The sequence below is a fragment of the Rhodoglobus vestalii genome, from assembly GCF_006788895.1.
Classification (GTDB): domain Bacteria; phylum Actinomycetota; class Actinomycetes; order Actinomycetales; family Microbacteriaceae; genus Rhodoglobus; species Rhodoglobus vestalii.
The window spans coordinates 1947628-1962371 of record NZ_VFRA01000001.1 but is presented as its reverse complement, the minus strand read 5'-3'; the positions used below and the strand labels follow the sequence as shown (position 1 = coordinate 1962371).

The 14744-nt window shown below is 60.9% G+C and carries 15 protein-coding genes; 14 read left to right on the top strand and 1 reads right to left on the bottom strand.

The genetic code is table 11. The annotated features are described in order from the left end of the window. Positions 1-91 precede the first annotated feature (91 nt). The 14 genes from FB472_RS09630 (at position 92) to FB472_RS09565 (ending at position 13642) form a co-directional block, all read left to right on the top strand. Positions 92-523, top strand: a complete 432-nt coding sequence (locus FB472_RS09630) for a bleomycin resistance protein (protein ID WP_215730428.1) — start codon at positions 92-94, stop codon at positions 521-523. Between the two features lie 207 nt (positions 524-730). Beyond that, complete coding sequence (locus FB472_RS09625; protein ID WP_246078173.1) at positions 731-1072, top strand: hypothetical protein; 342 nt, start codon at positions 731-733, stop codon at positions 1070-1072. A 54-nt stretch (positions 1073-1126) separates the two neighbouring features. Further along, on the top strand, positions 1127-1561 hold the full coding sequence (locus tag FB472_RS09620) for a helix-turn-helix transcriptional regulator (protein WP_141990718.1): 435 nt from the start codon (positions 1127-1129) through the stop codon (positions 1559-1561). Between the two features lie 20 nt (positions 1562-1581). Next, on the top strand, positions 1582-2013 hold the full coding sequence (locus FB472_RS09615; RefSeq protein ID WP_141990717.1) for a hypothetical protein: 432 nt from the start codon (positions 1582-1584) through the stop codon (positions 2011-2013). 36 nt (positions 2014-2049) lie between these two features. After that, positions 2050-2514 (top strand): hypothetical protein, encoded by a 465-nt coding sequence (locus FB472_RS09610; protein ID WP_141990716.1) that lies wholly within the window; start codon positions 2050-2052, stop codon positions 2512-2514. A gap of 99 nt (positions 2515-2613) precedes the next feature. Next, positions 2614-3000, top strand: coding sequence for a hypothetical protein (locus FB472_RS09605; protein ID WP_141990715.1), 387 nt, complete (start codon positions 2614-2616; stop codon positions 2998-3000). A 135-nt stretch (positions 3001-3135) separates the two neighbouring features. After that, a complete protein-coding gene (locus FB472_RS09600) occupies positions 3136-3534 on the top strand; it encodes a (deoxy)nucleoside triphosphate pyrophosphohydrolase (protein WP_141990714.1) in 399 nt (132 codons plus the stop codon). 5 nt (positions 3535-3539) lie between these two features. Next, positions 3540-6446, top strand: a complete 2907-nt coding sequence (locus FB472_RS09595) for a DUF3427 domain-containing protein (RefSeq protein WP_141991537.1) — start codon at positions 3540-3542, stop codon at positions 6444-6446. Positions 6447-6512: 66 nt separating this feature from the next. Then, the gene (locus tag FB472_RS09590; RefSeq protein WP_141990713.1) at positions 6513-8693 is read left to right on the top strand and encodes a RecQ family ATP-dependent DNA helicase; all 2181 of its coding nucleotides are present in this window, start codon (positions 6513-6515) and stop codon (positions 8691-8693) included. Between the two features lie 93 nt (positions 8694-8786). Continuing rightward, on the top strand, positions 8787-9494 hold the full coding sequence (locus FB472_RS09585) for a hypothetical protein (protein WP_215730427.1): 708 nt from the start codon (positions 8787-8789) through the stop codon (positions 9492-9494). 124 nt (positions 9495-9618) lie between these two features. Beyond that, on the top strand, positions 9619-9900 hold the full coding sequence (locus FB472_RS09580) for a metal-sensitive transcriptional regulator (protein ID WP_021809144.1): 282 nt from the start codon (positions 9619-9621) through the stop codon (positions 9898-9900). 49 nt (positions 9901-9949) lie between these two features. Beyond that, positions 9950-10174, top strand: coding sequence for a heavy-metal-associated domain-containing protein (locus tag FB472_RS09575; protein WP_141990711.1), 225 nt, complete (start codon positions 9950-9952; stop codon positions 10172-10174). Further along, complete coding sequence (locus tag FB472_RS09570) at positions 10174-12468, top strand: heavy metal translocating P-type ATPase (protein WP_141990710.1); 2295 nt, start codon at positions 10174-10176, stop codon at positions 12466-12468. The genes FB472_RS09575 and FB472_RS09570 overlap by 1 nt, the downstream gene beginning before the upstream one ends. A gap of 55 nt (positions 12469-12523) precedes the next feature. Then, positions 12524-13642 (top strand): PQQ-dependent sugar dehydrogenase, encoded by a 1119-nt coding sequence (locus FB472_RS09565; RefSeq protein WP_141990709.1) that lies wholly within the window; start codon positions 12524-12526, stop codon positions 13640-13642. Positions 13643-13677: 35 nt separating this feature from the next. Here FB472_RS09565 and FB472_RS09560 read toward each other — a convergent pair whose 3' ends face one another. Continuing rightward, complete coding sequence (locus FB472_RS09560; RefSeq protein ID WP_141990708.1) at positions 13678-14742, bottom strand: YihY/virulence factor BrkB family protein; 1065 nt, start codon at positions 14740-14742, stop codon at positions 13678-13680. Positions 14743-14744 lie beyond the last annotated feature (2 nt).

Below are 14744 nucleotides of genomic sequence, written 5' to 3'. Positions count from 1 at the left end.
GACTCAAACTCCTCAAACGAGTTCGTAAGCGACATATTTACTGTCGCGTTGATGGATCCGCTTTATGGACCTCGCGTGCGATGATGACGCAGTGACTGATGACGTTGACTCCGCGCTAGTTCCTGAGCTGCTTGTGACTGATCTCGATCGGAGCATCGAGTTCTGGTGCGACGTCTGTGGCTTCCAGCTTCGCTACTCGCGACCAGAAGAGCGGTTCGCGTACATAACTTTCGGCACAGCCCACGTGATGCTCGAACAGGTTGGCACCGGCCGCAACTGGGTGCCCGCCGCATTAGAAACGCCATTTGGTCGTGGCATCAACTTCCAAGTCACCGTTCCCGACACGGCCGTGATTGCCGAAGCACTAGCACTTGCCGGAGTCGGATTATTCATGCAGCCCGAAGAAAAGTGGTACCGCGTCGGCAACGAGGACGCCGGCGTACAGCAGTTCGTCGTCACTGACCCGGACGGCTACCTGATCCGGTTCCAATCGTCGCTCGGGCGGCGTCCCACCGCTCAGTAGCGGATCCCGCGCGGACGCCCTAACGGATTCCGTCTCGCGTTGAAGCGATAGCACCTCAGGGAAGTGGCGAGTGCGTCGGCGGTGGTAAGTAACATTACTTTCATGAGACCAAGTCGGCGCCGAAGCGGAAACAATTCGCGATGCTGCGACCCAAACTTAGCACCTCTCAATTGGATCGATTGTCAAGACGACTCCCACCCGTCTGTCGTGGCTTTATCAACGTGGCTTGCCACGCTGGTGCCGTTTGCGCGCATCGTGGAAGAGGCAGAGATAGAGGAGCTTTTTGCAGCGGCGGCCAATGGGGAACTCTGGGATTCCGGGGATGGGACCACACCGATCAAGCCCATCAGAGAGGATCCAGAGGTCTATGAACTTCGTCGCACAGCACTCTCCAAAAAGCTGCGGTTCTACCATGGCGAGCCTGCAGAACTTCCGACGAAGCTAGTCTTCCTGCACCGTCACATCAAGGTCGATAACGAATCCCAACAGCACGAGATCGAGTATGCAGCGAAGCGCTACCTTGCTGGTCGAGCCAGCGGGTGGGGGTAGGTGCTGAGCCCGACTATTGCACAACCTGCAGGTTGTCGGACTATTATGGCTCCCATGCCAACCACAACTGAACTCTCTTTGTCGACGTCCGAAGTTCGACTCGTGCGGGCACGCGCGAAAGTTCTTGCGCGCGAGGATCGCGCGATGAAGACCGAATTGATCAAGCTTCGGCGTGAGGCCGGACTGACTCAGAAGCAGGTCGCCAAGATCATCGGCGTTAGCCAGCAGGCGATTAATAAGTTGGAGCGCTATGACTCTGACCCAAAGCTCTCGACAATGCGCCGATACGCCAACGCTATCGGTGCACTTGTCGAGCACCATGTCGCTCCTGATGTCGGGCAGTCTATTTGGCTCGCGGCCGCGCCGCGATGGGACGCTTCGTTTACTCTGCCCAATCAAAGCATCCGGGCCACTCGGCCAATTGTCAGTCCGAAAGCTAGCGGCTCTTGGTCGGACTCGAAGCGAACCGACTTCGCTCTCGGCGCTTGAGGTCGTTCGTGCCGTCTCAAATGAATGAAGAAGACCTTTCGGAGGTTAGGGCCATCATCGCGAACTCTACCCTTCGGTCGGTGGACTATTACGAGGTATCCGCGCGTAGAAACGATGGCGCGACGCCAACTGAAGATTCAGATCAAGGACGGCTGACCATTGAGGTCCAGCAACGCGTCGATGACACGAGTTTTGGGATTCGCCTGCAGGCCACAGTTGTTTTGCCGGTCGGTGAAGCGACGGCTTCCGTGGCTGGTGAGTATGACCTGCTGAACGGCGTTGCACCGCGTCGACGCGCCCTTCAGCTGTTCGCCAACGAGGTGGCAGTGATGACTGTACTTCCGTACCTGCGCGAGGCCATCGCGACGATCACCGCGAAAGTGTTCGGTGAGCCAGTGCATTTCCCGATCGCCGAACGCGGCGAGATTGCTCTCGACGTCGACGACGAGTAGGGCGCCCGGTAGAGGATAGTCTGCTGAGATCATCCCTTGGAGGCTGCTCGATGTCTGGTTCCCGCGTCACTCACGGCCCCGGCAGCATTTGGTTTCTTCAAGCGCGGATCACCCCGTGCGGTGGTTCGGGGTGCTGGTTTCTTTTTCGTGCTAGTGGTGGGCATCGTTGCCACCGCTGTCGGCGTGGTCGCGGGCTTTCTCTCTGAGGTCTTCAGCTCCTTTGATGCGGTCGGCGGCCAGGGCGGGCTGATGGGCAGCGTGTTTGCGGGGCGGGTGGAGTTCCGCGTCAATGACCGACCGGAGGATGCGCTGGTTCCGGTGGGCATCGCCGCGTTCGTCGCGATTGTCATCATCGTCAAGTACGCCAAGGAGGCACTGGCGACGGGCCGCGAATCGAGCACTTCGTTCTCGATACCGATTGCTGATGCGTCGTCATCCGGCGTTCTGTTGAACGGTAAACCGCTGGGTGAGGCGGAACCGAAGAAGCGTTTCTGGCAGTAGCCCGCTGATGAGGGTCGCCGACCCATCAGCTTTTCGTCAGGTCTCCGAACTACAAAAGAACTGCTCACCCGAATCTCAGCGCGGCCCACAGGAGGCATCATGGCGATCATTCGCTACACCGGTATCTATAACGCCGACGGTGGCGTGTGGGGCGAAACCCGCTACGTGATAGGGCATCTCCTGGGCACAACTGCCTGCTCGCTGTGCGACATCACTCACTCACCGATTCGTCGTAAGCCGGAATGGGATGCCATGGTCACCCGACTCGGTGTGGCTTTCGATGTGCGCCACCGCAACGAAACCACCGCAGCAGAGACCGAGTTTGCGGCCACCACCGGGCTTCCCGTAGTGCTCGCCCATCACGATGACGGCAGTATCACCGCGATTCTCAGCGATGCTGAGCTTGAGGCTGTTCGTGGGTCGGTCGGTGCGTTTGAGTCGGCACTCCGGGCAGCAGCATCCAGCCCCGAGCGAACTGTCGACTAACTGAAAGAAAGCGCAGTTCGTTCCGCCGTTCTTCCGCCCGGACACCTCTGTCGCCAATAGGCTGATGCGACCAGTACTTCTTAGGGCATCGTGCAACAACTTTTGGCGTTCGCCCGTGGCTCAAGGGGATCGCGCGTGAAGAAACAGATCAGCGTCGTTGGCGCTGTCATTGTGCGCGACGGTCTCATCTTGTGTGCGCAACGCGGTGCCCAGGGAAACCTCCCCGGGATGTGGGAGTTTCCGGGCGGGAAAATAGAACCTGGGGAGACGCCTCGCGACGCCCTCGCGCGGGAAATCTATGAAGAGCTGCACTGCACGGTAGCTGTCGGCGAGCTGGTCGCGACAACCACCCACGAGTATGACTTCGCAATTATTGAGTTGACCACCTTCTATTGCGAGTTGCTCGATGGCACCCCCGTTCTCACCGAACACGAGGCTGTGTGCTGGCTTCCACCCGAGCAGCTCATGATGCTCGAGTGGGCTCTGGCAGACGTGCCCGCTGTTCAGATCATCGAGAAAGCGATGACCTCCTAGTGGCGATGAATCTGAATGACCTAGAGCCCTTTGGCCAAGACATCGATTTCGGCTACGTCGACAGGAAGGTGAACTCCCCGCGAAAGTTTCACCCGCACCTGGTGCTCAACACTAAAACCGACTCAATGCTCCGAGCGCTGCGCCATGAACTGCAGCGCGCCTCGTCATTCACCTTCTCGGTAGCTTTTGTTCCGCCCCGCGCGATCGCCCTCCTAAAGCAAGAGTTGATCGATTTTGTCGGCGTCGGGCGAATCATCACGTCTGACTACCTCGGTTTCAACTCTCCCGGCGCCTTCGCCGAATTGCTCAACCTTGAAAACCTTGGGATCGACGTTCGAATTCATAAGGACACTGCGTTTCATCCGAAAGGTTACGTGTTTCGGCAGCCAGACGGCATCACCGCAATCCTCGGTAGTTCGAACTTGACCGAGAGCGCGCTTGCGAGCAACCACGAATGGAACCTTCGAGTCTCTGCCGCACGCGAAAGTGACCTCGCTGAACAGTTCACAAACTTGCTCGACGAGGAACTCTTCAATTCGATGCCGCTCACGCAAAAGTGGATCGACGACTATGCAGACGGCTATGTTCCTCCCACCCGAAACGCCAGGGTTCCATCGCGCACTGATGCTGCCGAAGACGAACTTCACACCGTGGGAACGATCACCCCGAACGTCATGCAGGTTGACGCGCTGAGTGCAATCGCAACAGTTCGTGCAGCCCAAAAAGATCGCGCTCTCGTTATTTCGGCAACGGGAACGGGAAAGACGATCCTCTCAGCGCTTGACGTTCACGCCGTAAACCCTCAACGCCTGCTCTTCATCGCACACCGAGAGCAAATCCTTGACCGAGCAATAACGGAGTTTCAGAGAGTGCTGGATGCTCCCAGAACAGACTTCGGCAAAATCACGGGAAACAGCCGGGAACCTGATCGGCGCTATGTATTCGCAACGGTGCAAACGCTCTCCCAACAACACGTCCTTGACAGCCTGCACCCCGAGGCTTTCGACTACATACTCATCGACGAAGTTCATCGAGCGGGCGCAGAGAGCTTCACTCGAGTCCTCGACCATTTCCATCCGGAATTCTTGTTGGGGATGACCGCAACACCTGAACGCACGGACGGCCAAAACATCTTTGAGCTCTTCGACTACAACGTGCCCTACGAGATCAGGCTGAACTCAGCGCTCGAGTTGGGCATGCTGGCACCGTTTCACTATTTCGGGGTCGCCGACATCACTTTCACCGAGGGTGTCAGCACCACCGCGGTGACTCCGCTGTCGCAGCTCGTACTCGCGGAGAGAGTCGACCACATCCTCAAGTCGATTGAGACCTACGGCCAGGCAGGAGTGAGTCCTCGCGGGCTGATCTTCTGCAGCCGCAAGGAGGAGGCGCACGCACTCTCCGTGGCCCTTAACCTACGGTCTCTTCGCGGGAGCCCGCTGCGCACTGTGGCACTGACGGGCCAGGACTCTATTGAGACTCGTGAACGGGTTGTCGATCGCCTTGAAGCGGGAGATCTCGACTACGTACTGACCGTCGATATTTTCAACGAGGGTGTCGATATCCCCTCGGTGAACCAAGTCATCATGCTCCGACAAACACAATCCAGCATCGTCTTTGTTCAGCAGTTGGGGCGCGGGCTAAGAAAAGTTGCGGGCAAAGAGTACCTAGTTGTCATTGATTTCATTGGCAACTACGCAAACAATTACCTCATCCCGATCGCGCTGTTCGGCGATGATTCACTCAATAAGGAGTCGCTACGAAAAAATCTCATCGCTGCGGAAGAAAAGGGAGTACTCGCCGGACTTTCCAGCGTGCGGTTTGACCGGATTGCTCAAGAGCGAGTGCTTCGATCGTTGGCTACCGTAAAGCTTGACAGCCTTCAGAACCTTAAAACCGCCATCGAATCGGTGCGGAATCGAGTCGGTCACACTCCGCTGCTCGTCGACTTTTTGCGGTTCGAATCTGTCGATCCCGTGGTTCTCGCCACCAAAGTGGGCAACTATCCGGAGCTGCTCGCCAAGGTCAAGATTGCGGAGAGCGAGCTTTCTTCCCAGCAATCGCGAGCGCTCACTGTTGTCTCCAAAGAATTGCTTACGGCAAAGCGACCGCACGAGTTGCTGCTGCTTCGGCAACTCCTCAGCGACGGCCATCTGAACGCGGCGGAAGCTTCTGCAGTGCTCGCTGGTGCAGGGAGGCCGAGTACTGACGCTCTTGTGCTAGCTGCCATGCGAAGCCTCACACTCAAGTTCAATACGGCATCCGAACTGAAGGCATTCGCCAGCGATGGGCCGGCAATCGAGGATGGGGAAGGGGCTTTCCGACTGAGCCCGGTATTTGCCAATGCCTACGGTCAGTCTCCAGCTTTCCGCACGCATCTCGATGACGTCATCGATACCGGGTTGAGGATCATCGCTGATCGCTACGCGGATGAAGGGCCCTTTACTCCTGGGCGGCAGTACTCGCGCAAAGACGCGAGCCGGCTTCTTAACTGGCGAAGCAACATGTACTCGACCATCTACGGCTACAAGGTTGATTCTGCAACGGCCACGTGCCCAATTTTCGTGACTCTTCACAAGTCAGATGAAGTGTCGGCAAGCACCGCCTATGAGGATGAGCTGCTCGATACCCAGACACTGCTTTGGTACACGCGAAGCAGAACGTCTTTGGCGACAACCGACGTCACCCAAATTGCAGAGAACGCAGTCGACATCCATGTCTTCTCCAAAAAGAGCGACGCTGACGGGCCCGGCCATTATTACCTCGGAAGAGCAACCGCGCGAGATGCGCAAGAAACTACGATGCCCGGTACTGACGGCAAGCCACTCCCGGTCGTTCGAATGCGCTTGCATTTTGATCAGCCAGTTCAGGCTGGACTCTTTGACTACTTCCACACGAATCTGACTGACTAGGAATTGCCCAAGGATCTGTGAGCCCCGTTGGCTGGGAACGTCAGACGCCCCTGTCACACTGACGTGGTGACAGATACCCGCACCGACGCCCTCGCCATCCTCCGCACCCTTGTCGGCAATGACTCCGCCGATTTTCATGAAGGACAGTTCGAGGCGATCGAAACTCTTGTCGATGGGCACCGCCGAGCGCTGGTGGTGCAGCGCACGGGGTGGGGGAAGTCCGCCGTCTACTTCGTTTCGACGCTGTTGATGCGCCGGCGAGGTGCGGGGCCGACGGTGCTCGTGTCACCACTACTGGCGCTGATGCGGGATCAGATTGCCGCGGCATCCCGTGCCGGAGTTCGAGCCGTCGCCATCAACTCCACCAACCCGCACGAATGGGCAGAGGTGCAGCAACAGCTTTCCAACGACGAAGTCGACGTACTGCTCGTCTCCCCCGAAAGGCTCAACAACCCATCGTTTCGCGATAATCAGCTCCCCGCGCTGATCAGCCGCATCGGGATGCTCGTGGTCGACGAAGCGCACTGCATCAGCGACTGGGGCCACGACTTTCGGCCCGACTACCGCCGGCTGCGCGAACTCATCACCGCCATGCCCGCAGGAGTACCCGTGCTCGCAACTACAGCCACCGCCAACTCCCGCGTCGTCGCCGACATCGCCGCGCAACTCGAAAATGTCGACGCTACCGAAGCTATCGACGCTGCCAGCACCGAAGTCGTCACAATCCGCGGGCCCCTCGCACGAGCATCCCTCCGCCTCGGCGTTCTGCAACTACCCGACGCTCGCGCCCGACTCGGCTGGCTGCTCAGCCACCTCGCCGAACTGCCCGGCAGCGGCATCATCTACACCCTCACCGTCTCCGCCGCCGAAGACACCGCACGGCTGTTACGCGAATCCGGGCTCGACGTGCGCGCCTACACCGGCAAAACTGATCCCCAAGAACGCGAAGAGTCCGAACAAGCCCTCAAAGACAACACCGTGAAAGCGCTCGTCGCGACCAGCGCTCTGGGCATGGGCTTCGACAAACCCGACCTCGGCTTCGTCATCCACCTCGGTGCACCCTCCTCCCCCGTCGCCTACTACCAACAAGTCGGGCGTGCCGGGCGTGCCACCGACAACGCCGACGTACTGCTCATGCCCGGCCCCGAAGACGCAGACATTTGGGAATACTTCGCTACCTCCTCCATGCCCGACCAAGAGCGCGCCGAACGCGTCATCGCCGAACTCACTGCCGCCGCAGCATCCGGAGACAAAGCAGTCTCCACCCCAGCACTCGAAGCACGCGTCAACCTGCGTCGCACCCCACTCGAACTACTCCTCAAAGTGCTCGACGTCGACGGAGCCGTCGCCCGCGTCCAAGGCGGCTGGGTCGCCACCGGTCAACCCTGGGTCTACGACGCCGAACGCTACGCCGGAGTAGCCGCCGCCAGACGCACCGAACAACAAAACATGATCGACTACGAACGCCTGCCCGAAGGCCCCGCCGGATGCCGCATGGCATTTCTGCAACGCGCCCTCGACGACAACACCGCAACCCCCTGCGGACGCTGCGACAACTGCGCCGGCATCTGGTACCCCACCGACATAGCCACGGATGCCACCACCCGCGCCACCGCAACCCTCGACCGTGTAGGCGTGCCCATCGAACCCCGCGCCCAATGGCCCACCGGCGCCGACCGCCTCGGCGTGCCCGTGCGCGGACGCATCGCGCCCAACGAACGCGCCTCCGAAGGCCGCGCCCTCGCTCGCCTCACCGACCTCGGCTGGGGTGGAACCCTCCGCACCCTCTTCGCCGCCGGTACCCCCGATGCCCCGGCCACCCCCGAACTCATCGCCGCCTGCGTGCGTGTACTCGCCGACTGGAACTGGGATGCCCGCCCCGTTGCCGTGGTCTCGATGCCGTCACGCAGCCGACCCCAACTGATTGCGTCTATCGCCGAAGGGCTCGCAGCGGCCGGCAAACTTCCCTACCTCGGGCCACTCTCCCTCACAGGCGCAGGACCGCAAGGCGAACCCGGCGGCAACAGCGCCTACCGGCTCGCCAGCGTGTGGGGGCAATTCGAATGGGTCGGTGGCACAGGTCTCGGCACCGATTCTGGCGCAGACGGCGCCACACTAGCCCACGGCCCCATCCTGCTCGTCGACGACCTCGTCGACTCCCGCTGGACACTCACCATCGCAGCCAAGGCACTCCGCGAAGCTGACGCAGAAGCCGTGCTCCCCTTCGCCCTCGCGCTTCGCGGGTAGCTCCCAGCAAATAATCGTGACGGTAGGCCGGCATAAAGCTACTCTGGAAGCTAACGCAAAGCTGCCGTTGCAGTGCGATCGGAGGTCGCCACAGTGTCAGATTCTTACAGGAAGCCCCACAGTTTCGCCCTCGGCGCGTTCCTCTCAGTGCTGGCAATACCGCTCGCCATTGCGGCAGCAGTCATCGTCGGCCTGCTGGGGACCGGGCTCGCGGCCGCAGTCGCCGCAATAGGGATGTTTGCGGCATTTCCACTCTTCGCACTAGGCTCACGCGGCCCCGTCAGTCGCGGCAGCGACTTTCTATTCGCACTCGTCGTTGGCGCCATCGCCACCATCCTCGGAGCAGTCTCCGGACTGCTCGCTGACGCATACACCACCTTCGTTGCCGGCGGCGGCACCAGCGGCATCATCGAGAACATATTTGCCGGACGCGCCGAGCTCCCATTTCCCAGTCGCCCAGAAGAGGTTGTGGTCCCCCTCACCGTCACCGCTGTCCTCGCCGTACTCGCAATCGTCATGAATGCGGCCAAAGCGCTCGCTGTTCACCGCGACAACATCATGGCCAAAGCCAACACTGTTGCCACCTCAGCCACCCGCCGCCTAGAGACTTCGCGAACCGCATTGACATCAACCGCCAAGAATTCAGCGAACACCGCCAACCAATTCGCCAACCACGTCATGACCATCAATTCCTCGTCCCCTGGCATCCTTCTCAACGGCGAACCACTCGAACAACTGCAATCCAAGACACACCTGTGGCGCGACTTGCGCGAGAAAATCTATAAAGCCATCCGCGGATAACCACAGCTCCGAACCACAAGTCACACCCAATACTTCAGCAGGTAGACCCCTGCCGGTTGACTTTCCCGCACGCAAGGCGTGTAATAGGTATACCCCATAGGGGTATACCTTCAGGAGGCGCACCATGGTCGGCTACAACGACAACAAGGAGCAGCTACTCAAACGCCTGCGTCGCGCAGAGGGTCAAGTTCGCGGCATCCACCGCATGATCGAAGAAGACACCTACTGCATCGACGTGCTCACCCAAGTGTCGGCCGCGACCAAAGCTCTCGAAACTGTGGCGCTCGCCCTGCTCGATGATCACCTCAGCCACTGCGTCGCCGAAGCCAGCCGAGAAGGCGGTGCCGTCGCCGACGAAAAGATCCGCGAAGCAAGTGCCGCCATCGCGCGACTCGTGCGTTCCTAACAACAACTTTCGCTCGCGCCTCGCGCCTGCTGCAATCAAAGGAGAACCAATGTCACACACCGCCGATTACCTCGTCGAAGGCATGACCTGCAACCACTGCGTCACCAGCGTCACCGAAGAACTCACCGAAGTGGATGGCGTCACCGCCGTCACCGTCGACCTCGCCTCGGGCCTAGCCTCCACCGTTTCTGTCACCTCCGATTCCCCCCTTGACGACACAACCGTCAGCGCCGCAATCGAGGAGGCCGGCTACACGCTCGTCAAGAGCCTCTGATGACCGACCAGACCGCGGCATCCAGCAGCGTCAACCTTTTGGATGTCGAACTCGACATCACCGGAATGACCTGCGCCTCCTGCGCCAACCGCATCGAGCGCAAACTCAACAAGCTCCCCGGCGTCGAAGCCACCGTCAACTATGCCACCGAGAAAGCTCGCGTTCGGGCACCCGAGGGCGTCGATTCCGATTTGTTCATCGAAACGGTGAAGGCTGCGGGGTATAGCGCTGTCATCCCCGTTCCCCTTCATGAACGCGAAAGCGCTGATACAAGCGCCGACGCCTCGACCACCAACGACGACTGGGCCCAGCAGTTGCTGCGCCGACTCCTGATCTCCACCGCCCTCACGATTCCCGTCGTGCTGATGTCGATGATCCCAGCGCTGCAGTTCACGTACTGGCAGTGGTTAGCCCTCACCCTCGCGGCGCCCGTTGCCGTGTGGGGAGCGTGGCCTTTCCACCGGGCCGCCGCCACCAATGCCCGCCACTTCACCGCGACCATGGACACCCTCATCAGCCTGGGTGTTTTGGCCGCATTCGGTTGGTCGCTCTACGCCCTGTTCTTTGGGGGTGCAGGCGAAACCGGAATGAACATGACGATGACGTTCTTCGGAACGCCCCACGGCGGCGCAAGCGAAATCTATCTTGAGGTCGCCGCCGCCGTCACCGTGTTCATCCTCCTCGGCAAATACATTGAGGCTCGCGCCAGCCGTGAATCGGGGGCCGCCCTGCGCACACTACTGGAACTCGGCGCGAAAGATGCCACCGTTCTCAGGGGCGGCACCGAGCAGCGGATCGCCGTCTCCGCGATAGCCGTCGGAGACCGCATTGTGGTGCGCCCCGGGGAGAAAATCGCCAGCGATGGCCTCGTGATCGAGGGCAACTCCGCCGTCGACGAAAGCATGCTCACCGGCGAATCAGTACCCGTCGAAGTAGGGCCCGACAGTCGCGTCACCGGCGCCACCCTCAACGTTGGCGGACGACTCGTCGTCGAAATTACCCGCATCGGCAGCGACACCGAACTGGCCCGCCTCGGTCGCCTGGTCGAAGATGCCCAAACCGGTAAAGCCAACATCCAACGCCTCGCCGACCGCGTTTCGGCCATCTTTGTACCCGTCGTGCTTGGCCTTGCCATTGTTGCTTTTGTCGGATGGATTATCGCCGGCGGGCCCATCGAACTAGCCTTTACCGCTGCTGTCACCACCCTCGTCATCGCCTGCCCCTGCGCCCTCGGGCTCGCAACCCCCACCGCACTGCTCGTAGGCACCGGCCGCGGATCGCAGCTCGGCATCATCATCAGCGGCCCCCTGGTGCTCGAACAGACCCGCGCCGTCGACACCATCGTGCTCGACAAAACCGGCACCGTCACCACCGGCGAAATGCGCCTCAGCGGCATCGAGGTACTGCCCGGCGAAAACGAGGAGCACGTGCTGGCGTGGGCGGCCACCGTAGAGACTGGCTCCGAGCACCCAGTCGGCCGTGCCGTTGTCACCGCCGCCAAAGAACGCGACCTCGACCTGCCCGCCGCAACAGAATTCACCGCGCACTCCGGCAGCGGAGTGCAGGCCACCATCGACGGAACCGTCGCCTATGTGGGTCGCGCCTCATGGCTCACCAGCGACCAGAATCAGACGGTCTCGGATGCCGCCCTCGCGCTTGTCGAGACAGCGGAAGCAGCCGGATCCACCGCCATGGTCGTCGCGTGGGATGGTCAGGCACGAGGCGTGCTGATTGTCGGCGACACCGTAAAAGCATCCAGCGCGGATGCCATTGCCGAATTCATCCGGCTCGGCCTGCGCCCCGTGCTCCTCACCGGCGACAACGCGGGAGCCGCGGCATCCGTCGCCGCAACCGTCGGTATCGAAGACGTGCACGCCTCCATCACCCCGCAGGGCAAACTCGATGTCATCCGCAGTTTGCAGGCCGAGGGTCGTGTTGTGGCCATGGTCGGTGATGGCGTCAATGACTCCGCCGCCCTCGCAGCCGCCAACCTCGGCATTGCGATGGGTGGGGGAACGGATGCCGCAATCGCCGCCAGCGACATCACCGTCGTCAGCGGTGACCTGATGGTCGTAGCCGATTCCGTTCGACTCGCCAAGCGCACCCTCGGCGTCATCCGCGGCAACCTGTTCTGGGCCTTCGCCTACAACGTTGCGGCCCTCCCGATCGCGATGCTCGGCCTACTCAACCCGCTCGTGGCCGGTGCCGCCATGGCATTCTCGTCAGTATTCGTCGTGATGAACAGCCTGCGACTGCGCGGGTTTAAGGGCAGCGCACGATCCGGTTCGTTCTAGACACTGGGACCTCTCAATACTGGGAACTTTCACGAAGGTGGGGTGGGATAGCTTCATGCGTTTACGCCAGAGCCTTATCGCCCCACTGTTCGTGCTTGCGCTGCTCGCCGGGTGCACTCAGACCACAGAAGTCGCACCACCACGACCGCCAGCGGCAGAGCCGGAAGCTCCCGCCGAGGCGTCCACGTCGGTGACAATCGACACGGACGCTACTCCAACGACGGTGATCTCCGGGCTCGCCGCACCCTGGTCGATGGTGCGCCTAGAGTCTGGCTCGACCCTTATCAGTGAACGAGACACTCGTCTCGTGAAAGAGCTGACGCCGGTCGGTCAGCTGCGAGAAGTCGGTATCGTCGGCGATGCTGCCCCCGGCGGTGAGGGTGGGCTGCTCGGTCTCGCCACCCTTGACGGCACCTCCCTTTATGCCTATCTCACCACCGACACCGACAACCGCATCGTTCGTTTCGACCTTGGCGGCGAGCCGGGCGCGTATTCCCTCGGCGCGAGCACCGAGATCCTCACTGGCCTCACGAAGTCGCGCATTCACAACGGCGGACGCATCGCCTTTGGGCCCGATGGAATGCTCTACGCAACAGTCGGCGATGCTAGTGAACCAGCACTTGCCCAAGACTTAGACAGTCTGAACGGCAAGATTCTGCGGATGAAGCCGAACGGTTCTGTTCCGGCCGATAACCCCTTTGCGGGGTCGCTGATCTACTCGCTCGGGCACCGGAACCCACAAGGCCTCGCCTGGGATGCTGACGGACAACTCTGGGCGGCAGAATTTGGCCAAAACACGTGGGATGAGTTAAATATCATTGACGCTGGCTCCAACTATGGGTGGCCGGAAGTGGAAGGCGATTCCTCGGATTCTCGCTTTGAGTCGCCCGCCCACCAGTGGGCAACCGATGACGCCAGCCCGAGTGGACTCACGTTCGTAGGGGGCACCTTCTTCATGGCCGGGCTCGGCGGCGAGAGGCTCTGGCAAATTAGCGCCGATGATGCGACAGCCGCCCCCGAAGCCGCCTTCGCCGGAACGTTCGGTCGCATCCGCGATGTCACACCAGGGCCCGACGGCAGTCTGTGGGCGCTCACCAACAACACGGACGGTCGAGGCGAACCACGCAAGAACGACGACCGCATCGTGCAGGTGACACTAGTTGCCGCGGGCTAATCTCGACGCGAGCCGGGCCTCGCTGCGGGGCCGGTCTACTTCGCGTCTGACCCGGTGCTGGTATCGCGTTCCCGAATCGCAATTGCCTTAGCCTCATCCGCCGCCAGCCGTTCCGCCAAAATCAAGTTGCGGGCGGTATCGCGCAACGGCAACTGCACGGTGTTCTCGGCGGGGATCCCCGCAAGCAACTGGCGCAGACGCGTGAATTCGGCATCCACCTCAACACCGGCAACAAGGGCCAAATTGCTGATGTACAGCCAGATGAGGAGGGCGAGCGCCCCACCGAGCCACCCATACACACGATCGTAGTTCGCGATAGTGGAGACATAGAAACCGAAAGCTGCGGTGGAAATTCCCCACGCAACAATGGCGAAGACCGCCCCGGGGCTGATCCACCGCAGCCGTTCCTGTCGAAGGTTGGGGGTGTAGTAGTAGAGCACCGCAATGATGACCGTGAGCAGAGCCGCGAGCACCGGCCAGCGCCCGAACGACCACACAGCGACCCAGGGTTCGCCAACGCCTATCGCGTCTCCGATGGCCGTGGCCACATTTGTTGTGGTGAGCAGAAGCACGGTGATGGCGGCGAACGCAGCAAGGAGGAATGCGGAAAGGATCAGCATGGTTCCGCGGAATTTCACGAGTCGCCGCCCCTCCTGAACCTCATACACGCTGTTCGCGGCCCGCCCGAACGCGGTGGCGTAGCTCGACATTGACCACACACTGAGGGCAATCCCAATCGCGAGCGCAATACCGGGGCTACTAATGGAGAAAAGCTGGGTGAGTGGTTCTTTGAGAACATCAACCGTGTCCGGTTGCAGCACTTCCTTTGCAAGGTCGAGCACGGTCTCTGCCGCCTGATCTTTACCCTGCCCTAGCGCGAAAGCGGACACCACGGCCAGCGCCGCGGGGAGAATGGCGAGCGCCGAAAAAAAGGCGAGTGTGGCGGCAGAATCGATACCGCGGTGCCGCATGAACCCGTGAAACGCACGCCGAAACGCGTAACGCCATTCGCTTCGTGCAGTCACCAGGTTGCTCGCGTGCTGCGAGTCGGATGCGGTGCGGACCCGCTCATTTTTTACCGCTCCCGCGTCAGTTGCCATGC